Annotated in this window: 17 protein-coding genes and 1 CRISPR repeat array; of the genes, 9 read left to right on the plus strand and 8 right to left on the minus strand. The window is 41.2% G+C overall.

Translation table 11 applies throughout. The annotated features are described in order from the left end of the window. Positions 1-2 precede the first annotated feature (2 nt). Positions 3-542 carry an RNA polymerase sigma-70 factor gene (locus tag U0035_RS15390; protein ID WP_114791853.1) on the minus strand — a complete coding sequence of 180 codons (540 nt, stop codon included), beginning with the start codon at positions 540-542 and terminating at the stop codon, positions 3-5. Positions 543-1012: 470 nt separating this feature from the next. On the opposite strand from U0035_RS15390, the gene U0035_RS15395 reads away from it, so the two are divergent. Then, positions 1013-1810 (plus strand): RDD family protein, encoded by a 798-nt coding sequence (locus U0035_RS15395; RefSeq protein WP_162817934.1) that lies wholly within the window; start codon positions 1013-1015, stop codon positions 1808-1810. Between the two features lie 6 nt (positions 1811-1816). On the opposite strand, the gene U0035_RS15400 is transcribed toward U0035_RS15395, so the two are convergent. The 4 genes from U0035_RS15400 to U0035_RS15415 all read right to left on the minus strand — a co-directional run bounded on the left by U0035_RS15400 (position 1817) and on the right by U0035_RS15415 (position 5093). Beyond that, entirely contained in the window at positions 1817-2263 is a 447-nt protein-coding gene (locus tag U0035_RS15400; RefSeq protein ID WP_114791850.1) for a cytochrome c oxidase subunit II, read from the minus strand. A gap of 3 nt (positions 2264-2266) precedes the next feature. Continuing rightward, positions 2267-2692 (minus strand): hypothetical protein, encoded by a 426-nt coding sequence (locus tag U0035_RS15405; RefSeq protein WP_114791849.1) that lies wholly within the window; start codon positions 2690-2692, stop codon positions 2267-2269. An 891-nt stretch (positions 2693-3583) separates the two neighbouring features. Then, complete coding sequence (miaA, locus tag U0035_RS15410; RefSeq protein WP_114791848.1) at positions 3584-4510, minus strand: tRNA (adenosine(37)-N6)-dimethylallyltransferase MiaA; 927 nt, start codon at positions 4508-4510, stop codon at positions 3584-3586. Positions 4511-4529: 19 nt separating this feature from the next. Next, a complete protein-coding gene (locus U0035_RS15415) occupies positions 4530-5093 on the minus strand; it encodes an IS1096 element passenger TnpR family protein (protein WP_114791847.1) in 564 nt (187 codons plus the stop codon). A gap of 292 nt (positions 5094-5385) precedes the next feature. Between U0035_RS15415 and proA the strand changes: the two genes are divergently transcribed. The 8 genes from proA to cas2 all read left to right on the plus strand — a co-directional run bounded on the left by proA (position 5386) and on the right by cas2 (position 19207). Beyond that, on the plus strand, positions 5386-11190 hold the full coding sequence (gene proA / locus U0035_RS15420) for an anti-phage protein ProA (RefSeq protein WP_114791846.1): 5805 nt from the start codon (positions 5386-5388) through the stop codon (positions 11188-11190). A gap of 214 nt (positions 11191-11404) precedes the next feature. Next, the gene (locus U0035_RS15425; protein WP_114791845.1) at positions 11405-11833 is read left to right on the plus strand and encodes a helix-turn-helix domain-containing protein; all 429 of its coding nucleotides are present in this window, start codon (positions 11405-11407) and stop codon (positions 11831-11833) included. Between the two features lie 128 nt (positions 11834-11961). Further along, positions 11962-12492: a hypothetical protein gene (locus U0035_RS15430; RefSeq protein WP_114791844.1), complete on the plus strand. Its 531-nt coding sequence runs from the start codon at positions 11962-11964 to the stop codon at positions 12490-12492. A gap of 11 nt (positions 12493-12503) precedes the next feature. Continuing rightward, complete coding sequence (locus U0035_RS15435; protein WP_114791843.1) at positions 12504-12773, plus strand: helix-turn-helix domain-containing protein; 270 nt, start codon at positions 12504-12506, stop codon at positions 12771-12773. Positions 12774-13028: 255 nt separating this feature from the next. Then, complete coding sequence (cas9, locus tag U0035_RS15440) at positions 13029-17354, plus strand: type II CRISPR RNA-guided endonuclease Cas9 (RefSeq protein ID WP_114791842.1); 4326 nt, start codon at positions 13029-13031, stop codon at positions 17352-17354. Between the two features lie 2 nt (positions 17355-17356). Beyond that, positions 17357-17953, plus strand: coding sequence for a transposase (locus U0035_RS15445; protein ID WP_114791841.1), 597 nt, complete (start codon positions 17357-17359; stop codon positions 17951-17953). A 5-nt stretch (positions 17954-17958) separates the two neighbouring features. Beyond that, positions 17959-18867 (plus strand): type II CRISPR-associated endonuclease Cas1, encoded by a 909-nt coding sequence (gene cas1, locus U0035_RS15450; protein ID WP_114791840.1) that lies wholly within the window; start codon positions 17959-17961, stop codon positions 18865-18867. 1 nt (position 18868) lies between these two features. After that, on the plus strand, positions 18869-19207 hold the full coding sequence (cas2, locus tag U0035_RS15455) for a CRISPR-associated endonuclease Cas2 (protein ID WP_114791839.1): 339 nt from the start codon (positions 18869-18871) through the stop codon (positions 19205-19207). Between the two features lie 114 nt (positions 19208-19321). After that, a CRISPR array of direct repeats spans positions 19322-22367; the repeat unit is 47 nt; unit sequence GTTGTCAAAGACCAAGATAAATCAAAATGATGAAAGCAATTCACAAC. A gap of 131 nt (positions 22368-22498) precedes the next feature. On the opposite strand, the gene U0035_RS15460 is transcribed toward cas2, so the two are convergent. The 3 genes from U0035_RS15460 to U0035_RS15470 all read right to left on the minus strand — a co-directional run bounded on the left by U0035_RS15460 (position 22499) and on the right by U0035_RS15470 (position 24636). Continuing rightward, positions 22499-23125 carry an XAC2610-related protein gene (locus U0035_RS15460; RefSeq protein ID WP_162817933.1) on the minus strand — a complete coding sequence of 209 codons (627 nt, stop codon included), beginning with the start codon at positions 23123-23125 and terminating at the stop codon, positions 22499-22501. Between the two features lie 341 nt (positions 23126-23466). Next, positions 23467-24060: a dihydrofolate reductase family protein gene (locus U0035_RS15465; protein WP_114791837.1), complete on the minus strand. Its 594-nt coding sequence runs from the start codon at positions 24058-24060 to the stop codon at positions 23467-23469. Positions 24061-24165: 105 nt separating this feature from the next. After that, positions 24166-24636, minus strand: a complete 471-nt coding sequence (locus tag U0035_RS15470; protein ID WP_211316479.1) for a VOC family protein — start codon at positions 24634-24636, stop codon at positions 24166-24168. Positions 24637-24744 lie beyond the last annotated feature (108 nt).

Raw genomic sequence — 24744 nt, forward strand, 5'->3', positions numbered from 1 at the left:
TATTATAAATTGATGAGTTGAAGAATGAATAATGGCAAGATAGATACCAGGTACTCTGTTAAGCCGCCTCGTAAAAATTTTAAAGCTTTCGACATTTGATTTTCTACCGTCTTAACAGAAATGCCTAATGCTTCAGCTACCTCCCGGTAGCTCAACCCTAGTTGCCGGCACATATAAAAAACGGTTGCACATTTTTCGGGAAGCTGGTTGACCAAATCCTGTATCTTCTCATGTAATTCTTTTTGTTCTGTATGAATATGATTGTCCGTGGCAACGCCCCCGGCCATCTGATGCTGCATGTAACCCGCTTTGACCACTTTATGCTTTAAATGATTCAGGCATTCATTGCGAACCGATGTATACAGGTAGGCCTTTACCGTCTCCGGGTTTACTGTTTCCCTGTGTTGCCAAAGCTTTATAAAAATATTTTGCAATATGTCCTCCGTATAGGTTTCTTCCCTTAAAATAGAGAAGGCATACCCATATAACGCTTCATAATGAAGGTCAAAAACATTTTTATATTGAACACTGTCCAAAGCCATCAGCGCTACAAAAATAGCATCCCTATATATACTACAACCGGATATTCATTTACCCCTACGAAAAAGTTAAATTTTTTTGCTTTTTTAACGGGCGGGCTGTTACCAGGGAAATATCGCGTCAACAAGCTTAAAAGATAGTAGTGATCGTCTGTGTTAGAGAGGTTCCGATCCTTTTTAACCGGATCCTATCAGGCTGTTCCAGGTTATTGGGTCAGGCAAGATGCTAAATATTATCATAAAAACCGAAGGGGTCGCTATTATAAATTAGGGCAGGTGGGAAAACATCCGCCATCAAACCAAAGGGAGCCAATAGAAAATTTAAACCGGAAGGCAATCAACCCTGAAAGGGTGATATTAAGATGAACACAGATGCCATTGCAGGTATATTTAGCAAAATCGTATTCCTCTTTTCATCAAGGTTTTTTTGCAGGAAGAACCTATTTTTACACTAAAGCAGCTATATGCCTATTGTGAGTGTACCCACAAGTTTTAATATCAGCCTGGAGTTTGATGCACCAGGCCTGGGACGGCGTTGGGTAGCATTATTGATTGATATGGTGGTACAGGTTCTGTACGTGATATTGGCCAGTTACCTGCTTGGCAAAATCTCAATTGGTTTTGGCTCAGATGCCGGCTTTAATCAATGGGCTATCGGGCTCCTGGCCATGTCTCCCATTTTTTTATACCATATTCTTTTTGAATCGCTTACCAACGGACAAAGCATTGGCAAAAAAATAATGAACCTGAGAATAGTAAGCATCAACGGCGGACGTCCTTCTATCAGCCAGTTGTTGATACGGTGGCTATTGCGCGTTTCTGATTTGTGGATCGTCATTCTTTTGCTCATGCTGTTTTCTTTCCGTGCAGGAGGAGATACGGAAGGAATGATTGCTTTTACATTTGGGATGGCTTTTTTACTGACTGATATTATACTGGTCGCCAACTCTAAAAAGGCCCAGCGCATTGGTGATATCCTGGCCCAGACGATTGTTATTAAAACATCAGCCGGGGAAAGCCTGCACAATACTATTTTCAGGGAAGTGGAAGAGGGATATGTACCGGCATTCCCGCAGGTGATGCGTATCAGCGACAAGGATCTGAATATTATTAAAAACATTTTAGGCAATGCTAAAAACTCCCGGCATCATGATGAATTGGCCATAGCCGCCACAAAAGTGAAGAACTACCTGCAGATCGAAACGGATATGTATCCATATGAGTTCCTGGAAAGATTGCTGAAAGACTACAATTACCTTTCGGTAAAATAAGGCTTACTATCCGCCAAAGGCAGTGCCCAGCATGCCTCCAATAAGAGACAGCACAAACAGGGCAATGATCAGGAACATAATAATACCCCATATTTTAAAATAATGTCCCAGGCTTTGTAACCCGGTAGTCAGTTTCACCGGGCTATTATTGGTAATTCCTGTTTTAGCAAGCGTAGAAAAGCGAAAGAGGAAATAGAAGGCCAGTACACTTATGGCCAGGGAAATAAATGCTGATATATAAGTACTGCTCTGCATCAGCTGTTGCATGTCATCCTTGCTAAAACCCTCCTGGGCAGCAGGGGCTGCGGGTAGAGGGCGGGTGAGTGTTGCGAGTATTCCTGCCAACGAGCCGGACAGGGATACAAAAGCAGCTATAGCGGCTATTTTTGCGGCTGATAGTATATGCTGATGTAAGAAAGGTATTTCGTTGGAAACTTGTTGATCCTGCTGCATGAGTTAGAAAAGATTTGATAGATTTATGATGAGTTGCAAACCCGTAAAGGCAATAACAGCAATGAAAAAATTTTTCAGGTATACAAATGCCTGGGATAACAGGGCGTTGTTTTGCTGATGAATACCTTGTAATAATAACCTTGACGCCTTATAAAGGAAATATAGAACCATGGCTGCAATAAAGAAGACAACAAAAAAGCCGGCTACCAAAACAGGATACATCCCCTTCATAGAAGGTATTGATGTTGCCATAGTTTGTAAGATCTGTGCTCCGCTAAAGAGCATAATAACGACTACAAACGATCCAATGGCAAATCCTATTACCGAGATCAGCCGGGTCCATTTGCTGATTTCCAGCAGGGTTGTTTTATCTGTATCCGGGATGTCGTCGTTAAAAATCTCTTCTTGTTGTTCCTCTTCCTGTATCATCCGGCAAAGATACTGGGTTTATGCCTGTTTGTTTCACGCGGAGCGCGGCAAAGAAGCGGAGACGCAGATATGTACAGGGATTGTTGAAAATTAAGAATTGTCTATTTATCTCACCTACTCGCCATTAGCCTTTCTTTCACTAAGGCAATCCTAATGTCCTGAATTTTAAACCTCAAATCTTGAATTTCAAACACCTACTTGCTACTCGCTATTCCCTACTAGCTTTTATTTCACGCAGAGTTCGCAGAGAAGCGAAGGCGCAGAGATAGCTGTGTATTAAAAATCGAGCATTGCTTATTGAATATTTTCTCTCACCTACTCGCTACTCGCTATTCCGCACTTGCTTTTATTTCACGCAGAGGTCGCAGAGAGTAAGAGGCGCAGAGATAGCTGTGTATTAAAAATCGAGCATTGCTTATTGAATGTTTTCTCCCACCTACTTGCTACTAGCCATTCCCCACTTGCTTTTATTTCACGCAGAGTTAGCCGAGAAGCGAAGGCGCAGAGATGGTTGAGTATTGAAAATTGAAAATTGCTTATTGAATGTTTTCTCTCACCTACTTGCTACTCGCTACTTGCTTTTATTTCACGCAGAGTTCGCAGAGAAGCAGAGGCGCAGAGATTGTTGAGTATTGAAAATTGCTTATTGAATATTTTCTCTCACCTACTCGCTACTCGCTATTCCCCACTTGCTTTTATTTCACGCAGAGGTCGCAGAGAGTAAGAGGCGCAGAGATGGTTGTGTATCGAAAATTGCTTATTGAATGTTTTCTCCCACCTACTTGCTACTAGCCATTCCCCACTTGCTTTTTGTTTAACGCAGCGTTCGCAGAGAGGCAGAGGCGCAGAGATTGTTGAGTATTGAAAATTGCTTATTGAATTTTCTCTCACCTACTTGCTATTCCCTACTAGCTTCTCCATCAACCTTTCTACCAATGGAATGATCTTACCTTCTTCTGCATCCACCCAATGCATTTTCGCCTGCCTTTTAAACCAGGTCATTTGCCGTTTGGCATAGCGGCGGGTATTTTGTTTGATCTGTTCTATGGCTTCTTCGCGGGAAATTGTACCATCGAAATAATCAAACAGCTCCCGGTAACCAACGGTTTGCAGAGCATTAAGATGCCGATAGGGCAATAACGACCGGGCTTCCTCTTCCTGTCCGGCTTGCATCATCCCGTCTACCCGTAAATTGATCCTTTCATATAGCGTCTCGCGAGATAGTTCGAGCCCTATCAGGATGGTTTCAAACGGGCGGGGCTGCTTGGCCGAATTGCGGAAGCTGGTAATGGACTGCCCAGTTCCCAATATCACTTCCAGAGCCCGCATCATCCGTTGGGGATTTTGCATTTCACCGGTTTTGGAAAAAAAAGGGTCATGCTGTCGAAGTTGCTCCTGCAGCCAGCTGATGCCTTTTGCTTCATACGCACTAACCACCTGCGTTCTTATGTGTGTGGCAACTTCGGGTATCGCGTCCAAACCTTCGGTCAATGCCTTGATATACAGGCCGGTGCCGCCGGTAACCACAACAGTATCATACTTTAAAAAAAGCCCGTTTAACAGGTTCAGCGCATAGCGCTCATACCATGCCGCGTTAATATCTTCCCCTATAGAATGGGAGGCAATAAAATAATGAGCTACCTGGCTCAGCTCTTCTACCGAAGGGCGGGCCACGCCAATATTCATTTCTTTGAAACACTGGCGGCTATCAGCCGAGAGAATAACTGTATTGAAATGCCGGGCTACTTCAATGGCATGCGCAGTTTTGCCCACTGCCGTTGGTCCTGCGATAACAATAATCGATTTGATAATTGAAATTTATAATTGGAGTAGGATATTAATCTTCTTCGTCCTGGTATCCTTCCGCCGATTCCTCAATGCCCATATCCTCGCCTTCTTCATTCTTTACGTTAAATCCTTCTGCACCGCGGGTGAGGTCATATTTCTCTTCAATATCGGCAAATTTATCGCCTAATAGCCCTTTTGTGCCATATTGTTTGGGTCCGATGCCTTCGCTACGTACTACCGCCGGATACTCCTGGCGACTATCAGCCTCTTTCGATACGTTGATCAGCTCGATCAGAAAGTTCCAAACCTTATGAAAGTCGTAGGTATAAGTAAAGCGCTGGTTCGTATTTTTTACTTCAGATCCGATGGTGGTTTCGGCCATGATCAGCGGATCTACTTTGTATTTTTTATCGTATTTCTCCAGCGAAATTTCACGGCCTTGCTGCCAGTTGTCATTGCTGCGATAAAATGTAGCCTGGTGCTTGTTATCAAACTCATAGGCTTTCAAAATTGTTTCATGCAGTTGCAAGAAGTTTTGCGTATGCTTGATCACTACATCACGGTAAATGCTGTCGTCCTCCTCAAAATATACTCTGAATTTTAGAATTGCCATACGGCGAATTTACGGAAATGTGTGGAGATGGGCCGATCTGCCGATTTCAAATTTGGTTATATGATTTATTTTTTGTATATTAGTATATTGGGGTATCGGGAAAGCTAACCGGCGACCTTAACTTCTGGCAGTTCCGGGGCGTAAGGAACTTAATATTTATGATCTGCGAAGAGCAGTAAGCCTCTGTTAATTCATACTTTTAAATTTCAAACCCGGCTGCTGGTATTTAAAAAGTATATAAATTACTCATCCGTATCGACATCATTTCATAAAACAAGTAGAACGCTGTACTATGATCAATAGTAATACCATTCAATTGCATAAAGAGATTTTTCCATTTTTGAATATTTCACTTTACCTGAATAACATTCCATTGATACGGGAGTTAACGATCAGCAATAAGGGGGCAGGGGATTATTTCGGTTTAGAGCTGGAATTAAAATCTGATATACCCTGTATAGAAACGTTTCGTTATCTCATAGCCCAGGCACCTGCAGGCAAAGAGATCCGGATACCGGTGGATGCGCTGAAGATAAACCGGGACTATATAAGTCAATTGTCGGAAACAGAGAAGGCGGTTCTTACAATAAATGTTAAACAACAGGACGAGATATTGATCAGTGACACGCTAACAATAGATGTTCATCCACTCGAATACTTTGGCGGGTTCCAGGTTTTGCCGGAGTTGATTGCGGCCTACGTCACACCCAATCACCCTTATGTATATCATATCAAGCGGAAGGCGGTAGAAGTATTGGACCGGCTACGCCTGAAAGCAGCATTCGACGGATACCAGCAAAATAGCCCCGAGACTGTCATGCAAACCATGTCAGCCATTTACACTGCCATTCAAAGCGAAGAAATTGTGTATAGCTCGCTACCACCCGGGTATGAAGCTACGGGGCAAAGACTGCGTTTATTAAATACGCTTCAGCAGGAAAAATTCGGTAATTGCATCGACATCAGTTTACTGTTCGCCGCCTGCCTGGAAGCAGCTGATCTCAATCCCCTGCTGATTATTACACATGGACATGCATTTGTAGGTTGCTGGCTGCACGATGATAAGTTTGCAGAAGTGATCAATGATGATAAGGCTGCCATTACTAAACGGTTGAGTAAAGGGATACGGGAATTGGCGGCTGTTGAAGCTACCTCAGTATGTAAAGGCAATAAGACCAGTTTTCTCGAAGCCTTAAATATGGGAGAGGCGCAATTGGTAGAGAAGGAAGATTTTATATTGTCAGTAGATATCAGGCGTGCCCGTACCGCTCGTATTCGTCCCCTGCCTTTGTTGCACCAGGGTACAACCACAAAACTGGATGAAGCCGCAATGGAACAGGAGCGGGCTGTTAGTTTACAGCATAGCTTTGACCTGGGAGCTATTTACCAGGATGAGCTGGTGAGTGGGGCTAAGGCAACCACCAAACAAAAGCTTTGGGAACGCAAACTGCTGGACCTCTCTTTACGCAACAACCTGCTCAACCTGCGCATGACGCGCAATATGCTACAGCTGGTGGATATTGACATCAGTCACCTGGAAGATACGCTGAGTGATGGCAAAAGCTTTTCCATTCTACCCCATGCTACAGCCGAGCCTCTGCGACGATACAATCTGTTTACGCAACCACTTCATCATTCTTCTCCGCTCTACCAGATGGCGAATGAAGAGCTTAAATATAATCGCCTGCTCACACATTATCACCAGCAGGACCTGGAAAACATATTGGCTTACATGCATAAAAGCGCAAAGCAAGCCATTGAAGAAAATGGCTCCAGTACTTTGTTTTTAGCAGTCGGACTTTTAAAATGGTATGACGGTAAAACGCCTGAGCACCCCAGGTTTGCACCCATATTATTATTGCCGGTAGAGTTGAGCCGCCGTTCGGTTAACAGCCGGTTTAATCTAAAGAGCAGGGAAGAGGATACCATGATCAATATGACCCTGCTGGAATTTTTGAGACAGGAGTACCAGCTCAATTTAAGCGGGCTGGAACAGCTGCCCTACGATGAGAAGGGGGTGGACGTTGCAAAAGTGATGGGCATTTTACGCCGGGCCATTATGCAACTGAAAGGCTGGGATGTAGAAGAGCAGCTGGTGCTGGGTAATTTCTCTTTCAGCAAGCTGATATTATGGAAAGATATCGTGCAGCACCAGGAAGCTTTATTGAAAAGTGATATGGTTCGAAGCCTGGTAGAAGGCCGGCTGGTTTCGGGTGATATGGAGGCCAATATCGGGAACGCAGACTTTGATGCTGTAGCATCCGCATCGTTGGCGCTACCTATTGCTACCGATGTATCGCAAATGGAAGCAGTGATCACCGCGCAAAAGGGACAGAGCTATATTTTACATGGACCTCCCGGAACCGGTAAGTCGCAAACCATTACCAATATTATTGCCGATGCTTTGTACCGCGGTAAGCGGGTTTTGTTTGTAGCAGCCAAAAAAGCGGCACTGGATGTAGTGCATAAACGACTGGAACAAATAGGACTGGCGCCTTTTTCACTAGAGCTGCACTCTAATAAGTCAAAAAAATCGGACGTACTGGCACAGCTGGCTGCTACATTGGAAACTACCCGTAATGGCGTTGTGGCTGATTTCGAGCAGGAAGCTAAAAGGTTAGACCAGGTAAAAGAGCAGATCAGTCAATACGTAAACCTTTTGCATCAGAAACAACCATGGGGCTGGAGCCTGTATGAAGGCATTACCGCGCTGGAAGCTTATCGCGATCGACCAACGCAGCCCAAACCGCTGCCCGAACAGGTGTTGCAGGAGCTGGATACCCAACGCTGGCAACAATGGCAGGACTGGTTGCCCGGTTTTCAATCCATTGCGCAAATGATCATACACCCGGCTGAAAATCCACTGGCGGCATTGCAGCTTCAGGGTTACACTGCTGCATTACAAGACGAAATTGAAGCATCCATTAAAAAAATCACTGGTCTGCTGCCTGCTTATCAGCAGTCGGTTCAGTCGGTTGCATCGGCACTACAATTTCCTTTCACATTATCCAATAAAAATACGCAGCAGCAATTTGTAACTGCAGTAGAGGGGCTGAGTCGCCTGCCCGATATGCCACTGCCATTAGCTGTCTACCTGGCAGACCGGGAAAACTACAATACTTACGAAGATTGGAAGCGGCATTTTCAACAACATCAGGCACTATTAAAAGCCATTACAGCTAACTATAACCTTAATGTTTTATCAGCAGATGTAGCAGGTATTGAAATGGCCTGGAAACAGGCAGAACAGTCCTGGTTCCTGCCTAAATGGTGGAACAAGAGAAAGCTTAAGAAACAGTTATCTCTTTATAAGCACCAGGCTATTGAAAATAATGATGAGATCGTTCAGTTGTTTCAGCAACACCGGCAGCTGAAAGAAGAAGAGACGATTTTGCAGCAGCAACGCTACCAGGCTGTTCAGCAGGCTTTAAAGAATTTATACAAAGACGAACAAACCAATATTACGGATATTGATGATAAGGCATCGAAAATACAGCAGCTAAGTGTACTCCTTCAGCCATTCGGAAGAGCAGCTTTTTTACAATGGCTGAGTCAGCTGCAACAACAGTCCCTGGTATATACCGATGATATCAAAGGCATACAACCTGCTTTGCAGCGGGAGCTACAGCCAAAGGCAATGCAAACATCTGAAGCCATCGGGCAGTTCGAAGCGCTCACGGGAATCGTTCTTCCTACAGGTGATGGTTGGACACAGGCAGGGCTGGAACAAGTAGGGGTATTGCAATCTCACCTGCCACATTTAAAAAACTGGATGAATTACGTGCAGCAGTCCAATATGGGTAAACGGCTGCAGCTGGATTGGCTGATCACCGCTTTTGAAAGCAAGGACTGTACAGCCGCTGATATTACCACTTATTGCCATTACGCGGTGCACCGGGCTACGGTGCAAAAAGTGATTGGGCAACATGAAGCATTGAGCTTGTTTAATGCAGGCATGTTTGAAACTAAAATTGAGCAGTATAAAAAAATAGCTAAAGAGTTTCAACAGTTAACCATACAAACCTTGAGGAACAAGCTTGCGGCTCAATTGCCCAATGCGGGTGTGGAAGCCCTGCAAAGCTCCGAACCTGGCATCCTGCAAAGGGCTATCCGAAGCAGGGGCAGGGGAATAAGCATCCGTCGCCTTTTTGATCAGCTACCCACCTTATTACCCCGCATGGCGCCCTGCATGTTGATGAGTCCCATTTCAGCAGCACAATATTTTGATGTGGATGCCAATCATTTCGACCTGGTGATCTTCGATGAGGCCTCTCAGTTGCCTACCTGTGAGGCCGTCAGCGCCTTGGCCAGAGCAAAGCAGGCGGTTATTGTGGGTGATCCCAAGCAAATGCCACCAACGGCGTTTTTTACCAGCCAGAAAACAGACGAGGAAGATGTGGAAATAGAAGACCTGGAAAGCATATTGGATGATTGCCTGTCTTTATCGGTTCCTTCCAAATATTTATTGCGGCATTATCGCAGCAAGCACGAAAGTTTGATTGCTTTTAGTAATGCGAATTATTACGAAAACAAGCTGTTGACATTCCCTTCAGCAGATGATCTTAACCGTAAAGTGCAATACCATCATGTGCCGGGTTTTTATGATAAAGGAAAGACCCGCACCAATAGTTTTGAAGCTGATGCTATTGTACAATATATTCAACAACACTATACCGATCCAAAGAGAAGCATACGCAGCCTGGGCGTAGTCACATTCAGCCAAACCCAGCAAAGCCTGGTAGAAGATAAGCTGCAGGCGCTGTTTATGAAAGATGCGGCGCTGGAACAGTTAGCCAATGAAGCAGCAGAGCCTTTGTTCACCAAAAACCTGGAAAATGTACAGGGGGATGAAAGGGATATCATATTGTTTTCGGTAGGCTATGCACCCGACGAGCAGGGAAAGATGTTTATGAATTTTGGTCCGTTGAACCGCAATGGCGGCTGGCGCAGGTTGAACGTAGCCGTGACCAGGGCCCGTTATGAAATGCATGTGTTTGCTACTTTAAGCGCCGACCAGGTTGATCTGAGCCGTACTTCGGCCGAAGGTGTAGCAGGCCTGAAAGCCTTTCTGCAATTTGCGCAACACGGTCAGTTGGCTTTGCGGGCGCAGGATGTACAGAGGGAGCAGGCTGGTTTGGCCAGGACGATTGCCCAACGCCTGCAAGAAAAAGGCTTACAGGTACGGTGTGATATTGGTACATCAGGGTTTAAAGTAGATATCGGTATTGTACATCCTGGTAAAACACAGCAGTATCTTTTGGGTATTCTGATCGATGGGGACTACTATTACAATGCCCGTACGGCCAATGATCGCGAGCGCGTCATGCCATCGGTATTGCAAGCTTTGGGCTGGAACCTGCACCGGGTATGGACCATGGACTGGTATGAGAACAGCGACAAAGTGATTGATGCCATTGTTCAAAAATCGGAGCTGATTTTACAACAACCTGGTATAGTTGAAGAACAGCTTGAAAAAAAGATAACAGCAGCGACTCCCATAGTGCAGCAGGTAGAGGCAGCATCATCCAAAACGCTTCCAGATACAGCAAGTAAACGGAGAGCTTACCAGCCGCAGTCATTACCGCAAGAGCCTCATGCCAGCAGTGAAACTATTTATAAGCCAGATAACCGTTCCCGCGTTCAGCAGCAAATTAAAATATTGCTGGATGCCGAAGCGCCCATCAGTAAAAGCCTGTTGTATAAGAAGATACTGCAGGCATGGAACACCACCCGTGCCGGAGCCAGGCTGGAAGCTTATTTGCAGGAGCTCATCAGTGAAATGGCCATAACTGCTACCCTGCATCATCAGCCCTTTTACTGGAGCCATACTGATCGTACTATTGACTATTACCGCGATAATAGTATAGAAAAACGTTCCATCGAAGATATTGCACCGGAAGAAATAGTAGTCGCCATACAGGAAGCCGTGGTGCACAATCTCAGCATTGAAGAAGAGGAGCTGATCCGTTATCTCTGCCGCGTTTTTGGATTCGCCAAAGTAGGAAAGCAAATAGACAGCTTATTGCGCTATGCCATTGATGAGGCCGAGCGGGGAGGGGTGGTAAAGAGAGAAGGCGGCAGGGTGAAGATAGGGTAGGGGTTGGAAGCTGTGAACTACCCAAGAGAGTAATAGGCATATAAAAATGCTAAAATGCATTTCTGGATGTGCAAAATATTGATGAAAGTGCACTTTTGATTGAGCAAAAATGTCATTAAACCGGTTTAGAAGCCTTGTAAATTACTGCTTTTATGCGCGTATTTTACGTAACTTTATACAGTAACTTGTATGATCATAACACTTAAATTTGCCTATGAACTCCACTGCACCCACCCAGAAAATACACGAAGGTAGAAACGTAAAACGCTTCCGCGAAATGCTCGGCATAAAGCAGGATGCGTTAGCGGCCGACCTCGGCGATGATTGGAACCAGCAAAAGATATCTTTATTAGAACAGAAAGAAACCATAGATGCAGCAGTATTAAAAGACCTAGCTGCTATACTTAAAATACCCATGGAAGCTATACAAAATTTTGATGAGGAGAAGGCGGTTAGTATTATCTCTAATACATTTACCAGTAATGATAGTTCAACATTGAATGCTGTTAACCCCTACTGCACTTTTAATCCGTTGGATAAGTTAGTAGAGGCTTTTGAGGAAGTGAGGCGTTTAAATGCTGAAGTCATAAAGCTAAAAGATGAGCAGATCAGCTTATTGCAAAGCTTGTTGGAGAAGAAATAAATAAGCCTTCCCAGGATTTGAAAACCATAACTTGTTGGCCTTATGTTACAACGACAGCGCGGTCTATGTTGAAGGGTAAAATAAAATTTCTCTAAAAAAGATTGCTAATCTTGTAAATTAACTTATAAGTGAATACCTTTGCCTTGGAATTGTGGGATGATGAAGGGACAAAATGTACCTTTTATACAGTGCGTAAGGATGGTGCGCATCAAAACGAGACGGATCTGTTTTTCGATAAATACCATCAGTTGCCAGAGTATAAGCAGTCGGTTCAGCAATTATTAAGCTTTGTGCTTGATGCGATAGGTGACGATCACGGTGCTTTGGATGTTTTATTCAACCGTTTTGAAAATGAAGTAGTGGGTTTACCGAATAGAAAGAGGGTGCAGTTAGGTGAAATTGTATTTTGTTATCCGGATTTTCCACTTCGCCTTTATGCCTTAAGAATTAAAAATAGAAAAGATCTGGTAGTGTTGTTCAACGGAGGTGTAAAGTCAGCGCAAACCAATCAGCAAAGTAGCGGTTTGAACCTTAAGTGGAGAGAAGCCTGTCAATATGCTTTGCGAATAGAAGAAGCGATAAGAGAAGGCGAGGTAATTGTTGATACAAAAGAACGGAAATTAACATCATCTGATAAAAGCGATGAAATTATTTTATAAATTGATATAAAATGAGAAGCAAGGTTGCAAAGAAAATTCAGGAAGAAACCCCTGAAGAGGAGCGCATTTTTGTGCGTCAGTACACAGATATTGTTATACGTATTAATGAACTGCTGCAGCAAAATGGCTACACGCAAAAAGAGCTTGCCGGGCGTATGAACAAGCGACCTTCCGAAATCAGTAAATGGTTGAAGGGCAATCATAACCTTACACTAAAAACTATTGCCAAATTGGAAGCGGAGCTTGGCGCACCAATTATTGAAGTAAAAAAAGCCTCTTAGCATATCAAATTTACAGAACAGCTTCCCCGATAGTATCCCGGGACAGACGCTCCGGGGACGGGGCGTTTTGTGTTATTACAGGGCACAAAAAAAGGCGAGTTGCCCCACCTTGAATGTTTTCACAACGGAATAATCCTTATTGTGAATTGCTTTCATTGAAAACAAAGATAAAGCGATTTATGCATTGTTGGATACGGAAATCCGTAATAAAAATCTTTTTTATTCTTTATTTTAGAAGCTAATTAATTGAAAATTATGGGCAAAACGATTCTTGGACTTGATTTAGGGACTAATTCGATTGGATGGGCGCTGATTCAACAAGATTTTGATAGTAAAGCGGGAGCTATTCTTGGAATGGGCGTAAGGGTTATTCCGATGTCTCAAGATATTTTAGGGGAGTTCGGGAAGGGGAACTCTGTTTCGCAGACTGCGGAGCGAACCGGTTATAGAAGTGTAAGAAGATTAAGGGAGCGGTTTTTATTACGCAGGGAAAGGCTGCACAGGGTGTTGAATGTTTTAAATTTCTTACCTCAGCACTATGCGGCACAGATAGATTTTAACAAGCGCCTGGGTAAATTTTTAGAGGAAACTGAGCCGAAACTGCCTTATAATAACGAGAGATTTGTTTTTAAAAGTTCTTTCAATGAAATGTTGGAGGATTTCAGAAAACATCAACCGCAGATTTTAAAAAACGACAAAGGGGAGGAAAAATTAGTACCCTACGATTGGACTATTTACTACCTCCGTAAAAAGGCGTTAAGAGAAAGAATAGAAAAGGAAGAACTGGCCTGGATACTTTTGAATTTTAATCAGAAGCGTGGCTATTATCAATTACGTGGAGAAGAGGAGGAAGAGCAACTCAATAAATTGGTAGAATTTTACTCGTTAAAAATCGTAGATGTATTGGCTGATGAACCTCAAAAGGGTAAACCTGATATCTGGCATTCCCTGGTTTTGGAAAATGGATGGATTTACAGACGATCAAGCAAAACACCTTTATTTGATTGGAAGGACAAGACAAGAGATTTTATTGTAACAACAGATTTGAATGATGATGGTTCTGTAAAAAAGGATAAGGAAGGAAATGAGAAACGCAGTTTCCGCGCTCCAGCTGAAACCGACTGGACGCTGATAAAAAAGAAGACTGAACAGGAAATCGACAATTCCCATAAAACAGTGGGTGCTTACATTTACGATACCTTACTTCAAAATCCTAGGCAAAAAATTAAAGGTAAACTGGTTCGCACTATCGAACGTAAATTTTATAAGCAGGAGCTCAAACAAATCCTGGACAGGCAAAGAGGTTTTCATCCTGAATTACAAAACGAAGATCTATATAATGATTGCGTTCGGGAGTTATATCGAAATAATGAAGCGCATCAACTCATGCTGAGTAAAAAGGACTTCGTTCATCTTTTTATCGATGATATCATTTTTTATCAAAGGCCTTTGCGTAGCCAAAAGTCGTCTATATCTAACTGTACGCTGGAGTTTAGAAAATATAAAGATGAAAAGGGTGCAGAACATGTGCAGTACCTTAAAGCGGTTCCTAAGTCTAATCCTTATTACCAGGAGTTCAGGATTTGGCAATGGTTATATAATTTAAACATCTATAAAAAAGACGACGATACCAATGTTACGAGCGACTTTATCCATTCAATAGAAGATATTGAAACCCTGTTTGATTTCTTAAATACCAGGAAAGAAATAGAACAAAAACCGTTGTTTAAATTTTTATTGGAGCAAGAAGGGTATAAAGGAAAACTGCTGAATGCAGAAGTTGAAAAGTATCGATGGAATTATGTGGAGGATAAAAAATACCCCTGTAATGAAACCCGGACGATGATTGCAACGAGGCTTGAAAAAATTGAGAATGTTTCAAATGATTTTTTGACCAGGGAAATCGAACAGAAAATCTGGCATATTATCTACTCAGTAAATGATAAAACTGAGTATGAAAAAGCTTTGAAGTCATTTGCCAGAAAAAATGATCTTGATGAAAATGCTTTCCTGCAAGCATTTAAAAAATTTCCGCCATTTAGAAGTGAGTACGGCTCGTTTTCGGAAAAGGCCATAAAGAAATTATTGCCTTTGATGAGAATAGGTAGACACTGGAATTATGACAACATTGAAGGAAAATCGAAAGAGCGCATAGATAAGATTATCACGGGTGAGTATGATGAAAATATTAAAGATAAGGTAAGGGAAAAGGCGATGCACCTTGTTGAAGAAACAGATTTTCAAGGTTTGCAATTATGGTTGGCTCAATATATTGTTTATGGCAGGCATTCAGAAGCTACCGCGTTGGGTAAATGGAATGCTGCTGATGATTTAGAACAGTTTTTACAAGATTTTAAACAGCATTCGCTTCGCAATCCGATAGTGGAACAGGTAATTACAGAAACGCTTCGTGTTGTAAAGGATATTTGGATTAAATATGGTAGCGGTGAGAAAGATTTCTTTAGTGAAATTCATATTGAGTTGGGGCGGGAAATGAAAAACACCGCCGAAGATCGAAAGAAAATAACCAATATGGTTTCAGAAAATGAAAACACCAATCTTCGTATAAAAGCTTTGCTTGCCGAAATGATGAGCGATGTTGCCGTAGAAAATGTAAGGCCTTTCTCACCAATGCAACAGGAGATTTTAAAAGTATATGAAGATGGGGTGTTAAATTCCGATATAGAGATCGAAGATGATATCTTGAAAATCAGCAAAACGGCGCAGCCTTCCTCGTCTGATTTGAGGCGTTATAAACTTTGGCTGGAACAGAAGTATCGGTCGCCATATACAGGAGAAATTATTCCGCTGAATAGATTATTTACGCCCGAATACGAGATAGAGCACATCATACCGCAGAGCCGTTATTTTGACGATAGTTTTAACAATAAAGTTATTTGTGAAACGGCAGTAAATAAACTTAAAGACAATTACATCGGTCTTGGGTTTATTAAAAAATTTGGAGGCACTATTGTAGAATGTGGGATGGGGAAATCTGTAAAGGTATTTAAACAGGAAGCTTATGAAGATTTTGTAAAGCAACATTATGCTAAAAACCGTGGCAAGCGTAGTAAACTGATGCTTGAAGAAATTCCGGAAAAAATGATTGAAAGGCAGATGAATGATACCCGTCACATCAGTAAATATATTTCAGGTGTATTGTCAAATATAGTGCGTGTAGAAGATGGATCTGACGAGGGGATAAATTCTAAATATATTGTTCCGGGAAACGGAAAAATAACTGCTCAGTTAAAACAAGACTGGGGTTTGAACGATGTGTGGAATGATTTGATTTTACCAAGATTTGAGCGATTGAATCAACTTACCAATGCAGCACATTTTACTGCCTGGAACGAAAACCACCAGAAGTTTTTACCTACGGTCCCAATTGAATTATCGAAAGGGTTTTCTAAAAAAAGGATAGATCATCGCCATCACGCTTTAGATGCCCTGGTAATTGCCTGCGCAACCAGGGATCATGTTAATTTACTCAATAATCAATCTGCTAAATCGGATACGAAACGTTATGATCTGAAGCGAAAACTGATGCAGTTTGAAAGGGAAGTGTATAATCATCCACATACGGGCGAGAGAATTGAGCGGGATATAGCTAAACAGTTTTTGAAGCCCTGGAATAGTTTTACAGTAGATGCAAAAAGCAACCTCGAAAAAATTGTAGTGAGCTTTAAGCAGAATCTTAGGGTGATTAACAAGGCTACAAATTACTATGAGAAGTGGGTAGAAAAAGATGGTATGAAATCCAAAGAAAAGGTAGAGCAAACAGGAACTAATTGGGCAATAAGGAAGGCGATGCATAAAGATACTGTCTCGGGGAAGGTTGATTTGCCCTGGTATAAAGTTCCGAAAGGAAAAATTTTGACTGCTACCAGGAAAAGCGTGGATGTGAGTTTTGATATAAAAACTATTGGAAGCATTACAGATACAGGTATCCAGAAAATCTTGAAGAATTATCTGACCTCAAAAGATAATAATCCGGAAATGGCTTTTTCACCTGAGGGCCTGGAGGACATGAATAAAAATATTGAAAAATACAATGGTGGTAAGTCACATCAACCTATTGTTAAGGTTCGGGTCTTTGAACTAGGAAGCAAATTTCAAATTGGGCAAGCCGGTAATAAAAAGCATAAATATGTGGAAGCTGCCAAAGGAACCAATTTGTTTTTTGCAGTCTATAAAGATGAAAAGGGAAAAAAAAGCTATGTTTCTGTACCTTTTAACGAAGTGGTCGAAAGGCAAAAACAAGGACTGTCCGCTGTAGAGTTAAAGGGCAAAGAAGATTTTTATTTATGTCCCAATGATCTGGTTTATATTCCATCGGAAGATGAACTAGATAATGTTGAGGGAATTGATTTCGAAAGCCTCTCTGCTGAAAAGAACAATAGTATTTATAAGGTGGTGAGTTTTACAGGTAATAGACTGTATTGTATTCCTTCAAATGTCTCTACCGTAATACTTAACAAAATTGAGTTTTCACAGTTAAATAAAATTGAATTCACAAAGGAAAAGGAAAACTGTGTTAAGCTAAAAGTAGATCGTTTGGGTAATATTTCAAAAGCATAAAGATGCTTCAATTAGAAACATATTATCATATCTATAATCACGCCAATGGCGATGATAACCTGTTTCGCGAAGAAAAAAACTATCATTTCTTTTTAAAAAAATATCATCAGCACATCGATGTAATAGCTGATACCTTAGCCTGGTGCCTGATGCCCAATCATTTTCATCTGCTGGTTAAAATTAAAAGCGCGGAAGCGATAGCAGCAACTGATCCAAAGTTTCAAACTTTGGATCAGTTGGAAGCCCGGACCGCGTTTTTAAGTAAACAATTTTCAAACTTCTTCAGTAGCTATACGCAGGCATTTAATAAAGTATATAAACGGCGGGGTTCTTTATTTATAAAAAATTTTAAGCGAAAGGAAGCTGTAGATGACGATTATCTGCGCAACCTGGTTATGTACATACATCTCAATCCTGTTAAGCATGGATTTGTAAAAGAAATAGACCATTGGCCCTGGACCTCCTGGAAATTGTTTCCGGATACCTGGCCTGAAATAACGGACCGGTTGTTTAGGAGTTCCGAACAATACTTGTTATTACATGGCGATAAGCAAGCCTGCTTTGATGAGTACATGAGGTTGGAGAACGATCTAATTTAATTAATATGATCAAACGAACCCTCTATTTCGGCAATCCAGCCTACCTGAAAACCCAAAACGAACAGTTGGTGGTGGAATTGCCTGAAACCAGCGAGCAAAGAACGGCGGCGATTGAGGATATCGGGCTAGTGGTGCTCGATCACCAGCAGATCACCATTACCCAGTCTGTTTTAGCCAAACTTTTAGAAAACAATACCGCGGTGGTTACCTGCAATCATACGCACCATCCGACCGGCCTTTTGCTTAATCTGGATGGTCATACCCTGCAGAGTCAGCGTTTTAAATATCAGGTAGCTGCTACGGTACCTTTGCAAAAGCAGCTCTGGCAGCAAACCGTTATGGCTAAGATCACCAACCAGGCCCATTTACTAGGGCAAAAGCAGATCGCCAATAAAACACTCTTCAACCTAGCGGCTAAAGTAAAAAGTGGGGATAGTGACAACTGCGAGGCACAGGCCGCGGCTTATTATTGGAAAAATCTTTTTCCTGAGTTCCTGAATTTTAAACGATTTCGAGAGGGAGAGCCGCCCAATAATTTGTTGAACTATGGCTATGCTATTTTAAGGGCAGTGATGGCGCGTTCGTTGGTAGGTAGCGGCTTGTTGCCCACTCTGGGCATTTTTCATCGAAACCAATATAATGCTTATTGCCTGGCCGATGATATTATGGAGCCTTATCGCCCCTACGTGGATAAAATAGTAGGTGATATTGTGCGGATGAATGGCCGGTTTTTAGAAATGACGCCATCCATGAAGCAGCAGCTGCTAGCCATACCGGCTATGGACGTTATGATCAACGGAGAGAAAAGTCCGCTGATGAATGCGATACAGCGTACTACGGCCAGTCTGGCCAAATGTTTTGAAGGCAGTTCAAGAAAACTGCTTTACCCTGTTCTGCCAACAGATATTGCCTGATATGGATTTTGAACGTTTAAATGCCTACCGTATTATGTGGGTAATTGTTATGTTCGACCTGCCAACGGAGACAAAAGCCCAGCGAAAGATCTATGCGAAATTCCGCAAGCAGATACTCGATGATGGGTTTTCTATGTTCCAGTTCAGTTTGTATATCCGGCATTGCAGCAGCCGGGAAAATGCCGAAGTGCATATACAAAGGGTAAAAAAGATCCTGCCTGCTAAAGGGCATATCGGGATACTTAATATTACTGATAAACAGTTCGGGATGATGGAAATTTTCAGGGGAAAAGAATTGATTGAGGCCCCGCTCGCCCCCCAGCAGCTTGAATTATTCTGATAATTAGGAAAATGGAATTTTGAAGGATAGTAATAAAAAAATGGGCAAAATGCCCATTTTTTTATCCTGTTGACAACGGGAAATCCTCTGCTGTGGCGGCTTTGAGCAAATCGTGTTGTCAAAGACCAAGATAAATCAAAATGATGAAAGCAATTCACAACTGTTGCCATTGTATTTAATTTTTACTTTAAGTTGTCAAAGACCAAGATAAATCAAAATGATGAAAGCAATTCACAACGCTTACCAACTTCATCCGCATACTTTTTAAGTTGTCAAAGACCAAGATAAATCAAAATGATGAAAGCAATTCACAACTAGACCAGCGGCGAGGTTTTAACATTTTAAGTTGTCAAAGACCAAGATAAATCAAAATGATGAAAGCAATTCACAACATATTATTTATATCTTTATGATATGTTTCGGTTGTCAAAGACCAAGATAAATCAAAATGATGAAAGCAATTCACAACACAGGAGGATCGTTATATCTATGAAGTATCGTTGTCAAAGACCAAGATAAATCAAAATGATGAAAGCAATTCACAACCCTCTCTACAGTGGTCAGCAATAAACTTTAGTTGTCAAAGACCAAGATAAATCAAAATGATGAAAGCAATTCACAACTTACAAATACAACGACTGTTTTGCTCACGGGTTGTCAAAGACCAAGATAAATCAAAATGATGAAAGCAATTCACAACTACCGTGCCTTTGTCCGGGTTATCAGTTGAGTTGTCAAAGACCATGATAAATCAAAATGATGAAAGCAATTCACAACGGGTTTAACCCAAAATTATTAAATAATCTTGTTGTCAAAGACCAAGATAAATCAAAATGATGAAAGCAATTCACAACCGTCACCGGTATACAACTCACAATCTTTCAGTTGTCAAAGACCAAGATAAATCAAAATGATGAAAGCAATTCACAACTAAAAGAATAGTCGTTTCTTTCCTCCTTCTGTTGTCAAAGACCAAGATAAATCAAAATGATGAAAGCAATTCACAACACTTTCCCATTCAACTCCTTCAGAACCTCGGTTGTCAAAGACCAAGATAAATCAAAATGATGAAAGCAATTCACAACAGGCAAAGTACCTGGGAACTGAAGCTCGAGGTTGTCAAAGACCAAGATAAATCAAAATGATGAAAGCAATTCACAACCGATACCGAGCAGGGTGAATGGTACGCCCAGTTGTCAAAGACCAAGATAAATCAAAATGATGAAAGCAATTCACAACATAAATCAAGAAGAGATAATGGTGTTGATGGTTGTCAAAGACCAAGATAAATCAAAATGATGAAAGCAATTCACAACATAAAATTTCCCGGTTCCTTTTGTAAACAGGTTGTCAAAGACCAAGATAAATCAAAATGATGAAAGCAATTCACAACACAAATGACCTGGTTACGTTGTCAATAAGGTTGTCAAAGACCAAGATAAATCAAAATGATGAAAGCAATTCACAACAATCGAATACACCTCTCATTAGTAACACATGTTGTCAAAGACCAAGATAAATCAAAATGATGAAAGCAATTCACAACTTATGCAAGATGGCGTTAGGGTTCCACTAAGTTGTCAAAGACCAAGATAAATCAAAATGATGAAAGCAATTCACAACATTAGAGCCTGTTCCTGAATAACGAGCAGAGTTGTCAAAGACCAAGATAAATCAAAATGATGAAAGCAATTCACAACCGTCATCGGCAGGCAGTCCCTTTGGAACGAGTTGTCAAAGACCAAGATAAATCAAAATGATGAAAGCAATTCACAACTATAAGGTAAAAAACTCCATAACTTACTTGTTGTCAAAGACCAAGATAAATCAAAATGATGAAAGCAATTCACAACACACAGTTCATTAATGAATCAGGTTTGCAGGTTGTCAAAGACCAAGATAAATCAAAATGATGAAAGCAATTCACAACGGAGTTGGAATTGTTGCGGGCGGATTACAAGTTGTCAAAGACCAAGATAAATCAAAATGATGAAAGCAATTCACAACATAAATCAAGAAGAGATAATGGTGTTGATGGTTGTCAAAGACCAAGATAAATCAAAATGATGAAAGCAATTCACAACATAAAATTTCCCGGTTCCTTTTGTAAACAGGTTGTCAAAGACCAAGATAAATCAAAATGATGAAAGCAATTCACAACACAAATGACCTGGTTACGTTGTCAATAAGGTTGTCAAAGACCAAGATAAATCAAAATGATGAAAGCAATTCACAACAATCGAATACACCTCTCATTAGTAACACATGTTGTCAAAGACCAAGATAAATCAAAATGATGAAAGCAATTCACAACTTATGCAAGATGGCGTTAGGGTTCCACTAAGTTGTCAAAGACCAAGATAAATCAAAATGATGAAAGCAATTCACAACATTAGAGCCTGTTCCTGAATAACGAGCAGAGTTGTCAAAGACCAAGATAAATCAAAATGATGAAAGCAATTCACAACCGTCATCGGCAGGCAGTCCCTTTGGAACGAGTTGTCAAAGACCAAGATAAATCAAAATGATGAAAGCAATTCACAACTATAAGGTAAAAAACTCCATAACTTACTTGTTGTCAAAGACCAAGATAAATCAAAATGATGAAAGCAATTCACAACACACAGTTCATTAATGAATCAGGTTTGCAGGTTGTCAAAGACCAAGATAAATCAAAATGATGAAAGCAATTCACAACGGAGTTGGAATTGTTGCGGGCGGATTACAAGTTGTCAAAGACCAAGATAAATCAAAATGATGAAAGCAATTCACAACAAAACCTGACCGTAGCCTAAGGTTACTCCAGTTGTCAAAGACCAAGATAAATCAAAATGATGAAAGCAATTCACAACTTTACTTTCTTTACATATCTAAAACTCATAGTTGTCAAAGACCAAGATAAATCAAAATGATGAAAGCAATTCACAACTGCAACTTGCGAAGTATAACAATTTTCTGAGTTGTCAAAGACCAAGATAAATCAAAATGATGAAAGCAATTCACAACTAGCTCCGCGCCAAAACTCAGGAGTAATTAGTTGTCAAAGACCAAGATAAATCAAAATGATGAAAGCAATTCACAACAATTATGATGTAAATATACGGTGTAATTGTGTTGTCAAAGACCAAGATAAATCAAAATGATGAAAGCAATTCACAACGAAAAAAGGCTTGCTGATTCAGGTATACGCGTTGTCAAAGACCAAGATAAATCAAAATGAGGAATCGTCGTAGTCGAGATCATTTATAGCCGGCTAAGCCCACAAGTGGAAGAATCCCAAAGCCGATTGTTCTATCGGCGTTTTGGTTCTCTTTTCAATATAGATTGAATTGCTTTCCTGTAGTCCCGGTCATAACTGCTGTCATTGGCTTGATTGTCGTAAATTACAATATCAAAATCCTTAATAGTATCGCCTTGTATTTTATAGAAGCTGGTCCATGTTTTCCCTGACATCACATAATTGGATATGAGGTCGTACTGAGGTAAATAAACTGGATTTTTGATGGCTTCGAAGCCCTCGATCTTTTTTATCCGGTTATTGATCGTGTCAACTAAGTATAAATAATAAGTCGAGTTGCTTCTTACATCTGAGATATTTTGCACTAGAATATCCGGTATACGGTCATTATTAAAATCGGCAAATTCAACGTTCCCGGTTTTGCTGAAAAGGGAATCGGAGAAGATCTGCAGATATTGTTTTCCTGATAATCTGCTTACAGAAAACAGAGTGTTAGGCGTACTATCGTCTTCGTTGGTTGAATCAAGAGTCGCTAGCGTTACATGGTAGTTCTTGTTGAGGTATATTGAGTCACAAGCTACATGATATGATAGAATGGCCGGTGTATCTTGCGCTTTGCTACTCCACGCTATTAACGTTACTACGATTGATAATATAATGCGACTGTACATTAGTATCATTCTTTCATCTTTTTTACAAAGCCATCTCAATTAAAAATGGGCAGTTTATTTAACAGTTATTACATACAAAATCTCCCAATAATAATTATAATATCCTTTATCGTTATAGAATAGCCTCAGTCTCAGACACTGGAAAGTTAAATGCATTTTGGTAAAAAGCCCTGGACTTTTTGCATATCGGTTACGGCTACATTTATAAAATTGATTTTAGGATACATTGACTTTTTGTTTTAATGCTTTCCAGGTTTGTATGGCCAGTTCATATCCTCGTCATCATCAAAATATAATGCTAACATAACCATTTGATGGTCGATGACGGAAAGCCATAAGTAAACGATTCTTCAGGCTTCTACCTGACCTGTCTTCACTTCCCCCGATCGCAAATAACGGGCAATGATCACGCCGGTTGAAGTAATGACAGTGTCTGAAAGTTTGTAGACAGCGGGGAGCGCGTTCGTATCAAAAAGCCTTTTGCCTTTACCCAATAGTATAGGATGTATTTTAAGTCTTAACTCATCTACCAGGTCGTTGCTTAGTAAGAGGTGCACCAATTCGCTGCTGCCCCATACCTGTACGTCTGGTCCTTTTGACTGCTTGAGTTGCTGAATATCCGCCAGTGTTGTCAAGAAATGAGTATTATACCAGTCAGAATCTTTCCTGGTTGCAGATAATACATATTTTTCACCCTCGTTAATGCCTGGCCAGTAGTCCCTGTGGTTTGGCCAGTACCGCTCCCATATCTCAAAAGTTTTTCTTCCTAAAAGATAGGAGGCAGGTCGCAATTCTTCCTGAACCACTTTGCCGTATACCTCATCACCATAAGGCTCTGTCCAGCCTCCATACTTAAATCCGTCAGATTCGTCTTCTTTCGGGCCGCCCGGCGCCTGGATAACGCCATCAAGTGTAATCATGGACAATACAATGATCTTGCGCATAGCTGTTGATTTTATCGAGACCTAAAGATCGTCAATAAAACCAGAGCCCACCGGGGCAGGATATGACAATATGGGGTGAGATCGCGACAAGCACAGGAGCTACCATTAACGCTGATGAGTCTTTATCCACTCAGCGTATGAAATAACACCCAAATCGGGTTTTGCTTCACCCTCCAACACTGATATAAATTCCAGCTGGTGCCCATCCGGATCATTAAAGTAAATAGCAATGGCTGGCATCCAGGCAAAAACCATAGGTTGCTGAGACCCATCTTTCAAAAAATTATAAGGCTTGAGGTTTCGCTCATTTAAAAAAGAAACGGCCTCGTTTAAAATAAAATGTGTATCACATCTGAAAGCAAAATGCTGTGGATGGATCTGCGATTTAGGATTTTCCCAAAGTCCCAGCATCGCCTCCCGCGGTTTTCCCACCCAGAAAAAAGCAATGCGCCTTCCGGATTCAAAATAACAGGGAGTAAGGCCCAGCGTCTTTTCGTAGAAATGAACCGATGCCTCCAGGTTTTCAACAAATAAATGGGTTTCGTAAAGTCCTTCTATCATGGCTGAATGTTGCATATGATCTATTTATTTCTCAAAGTAAATCTTTGCTTGCGATAGTGAATATCAGTAACACAACAATACGCAACGCAATTTAGTTGAACGCTTGAGTCAAAAATATAAGGG

The sequence above is a fragment of the Niabella yanshanensis genome (assembly GCF_034424215.1).
GTDB lineage: Bacteria > Bacteroidota > Bacteroidia > Chitinophagales > Chitinophagaceae > Niabella > Niabella yanshanensis.

What these genes read in the sequence shown, in the direction of transcription:
- U0035_RS15435 (WP_114791843.1), top strand. Translation starts at nt 12,504, where the DNA reads ATGAGAAGCAAGGTTGCAAAGAAAATTCAGGAAGAAACCCCTGAAGAG.
- U0035_RS15400 (WP_114791850.1), bottom strand. Translation starts at nt 2,263, where the DNA reads ATGCAGCAGGATCAACAAGTTTCCAACGAAATACCTTTCTTACATCAG.
- U0035_RS15470 (WP_211316479.1), bottom strand. Translation starts at nt 24,636, where the DNA reads ATGCAACATTCAGCCATGATAGAAGGACTTTACGAAACCCATTTATTT.
- cas2 (WP_114791839.1), top strand. Translation starts at nt 18,869, where the DNA reads ATGGATTTTGAACGTTTAAATGCCTACCGTATTATGTGGGTAATTGTT.
- U0035_RS15465 (WP_114791837.1), bottom strand. Translation starts at nt 24,060, where the DNA reads ATGCGCAAGATCATTGTATTGTCCATGATTACACTTGATGGCGTTATC.
- U0035_RS15425 (WP_114791845.1), top strand. Translation starts at nt 11,405, where the DNA reads ATGAACTCCACTGCACCCACCCAGAAAATACACGAAGGTAGAAACGTA.
- U0035_RS15405 (WP_114791849.1), bottom strand. Translation starts at nt 2,692, where the DNA reads ATGATACAGGAAGAGGAACAACAAGAAGAGATTTTTAACGACGACATC.
- cas1 (WP_114791840.1), top strand. Translation starts at nt 17,959, where the DNA reads ATGATCAAACGAACCCTCTATTTCGGCAATCCAGCCTACCTGAAAACC.
- U0035_RS15445 (WP_114791841.1), top strand. Translation starts at nt 17,357, where the DNA reads ATGCTTCAATTAGAAACATATTATCATATCTATAATCACGCCAATGGC.
- U0035_RS15415 (WP_114791847.1), bottom strand. Translation starts at nt 5,093, where the DNA reads ATGGCAATTCTAAAATTCAGAGTATATTTTGAGGAGGACGACAGCATT.
- cas9 (WP_114791842.1), top strand. Translation starts at nt 13,029, where the DNA reads ATGGGCAAAACGATTCTTGGACTTGATTTAGGGACTAATTCGATTGGA.
- proA (WP_114791846.1), top strand. Translation starts at nt 5,386, where the DNA reads ATGATCAATAGTAATACCATTCAATTGCATAAAGAGATTTTTCCATTT.
- U0035_RS15390 (WP_114791853.1), bottom strand. Translation starts at nt 542, where the DNA reads ATGGCTTTGGACAGTGTTCAATATAAAAATGTTTTTGACCTTCATTAT.
- U0035_RS15460 (WP_162817933.1), bottom strand. Translation starts at nt 23,125, where the DNA reads ATGATACTAATGTACAGTCGCATTATATTATCAATCGTAGTAACGTTA.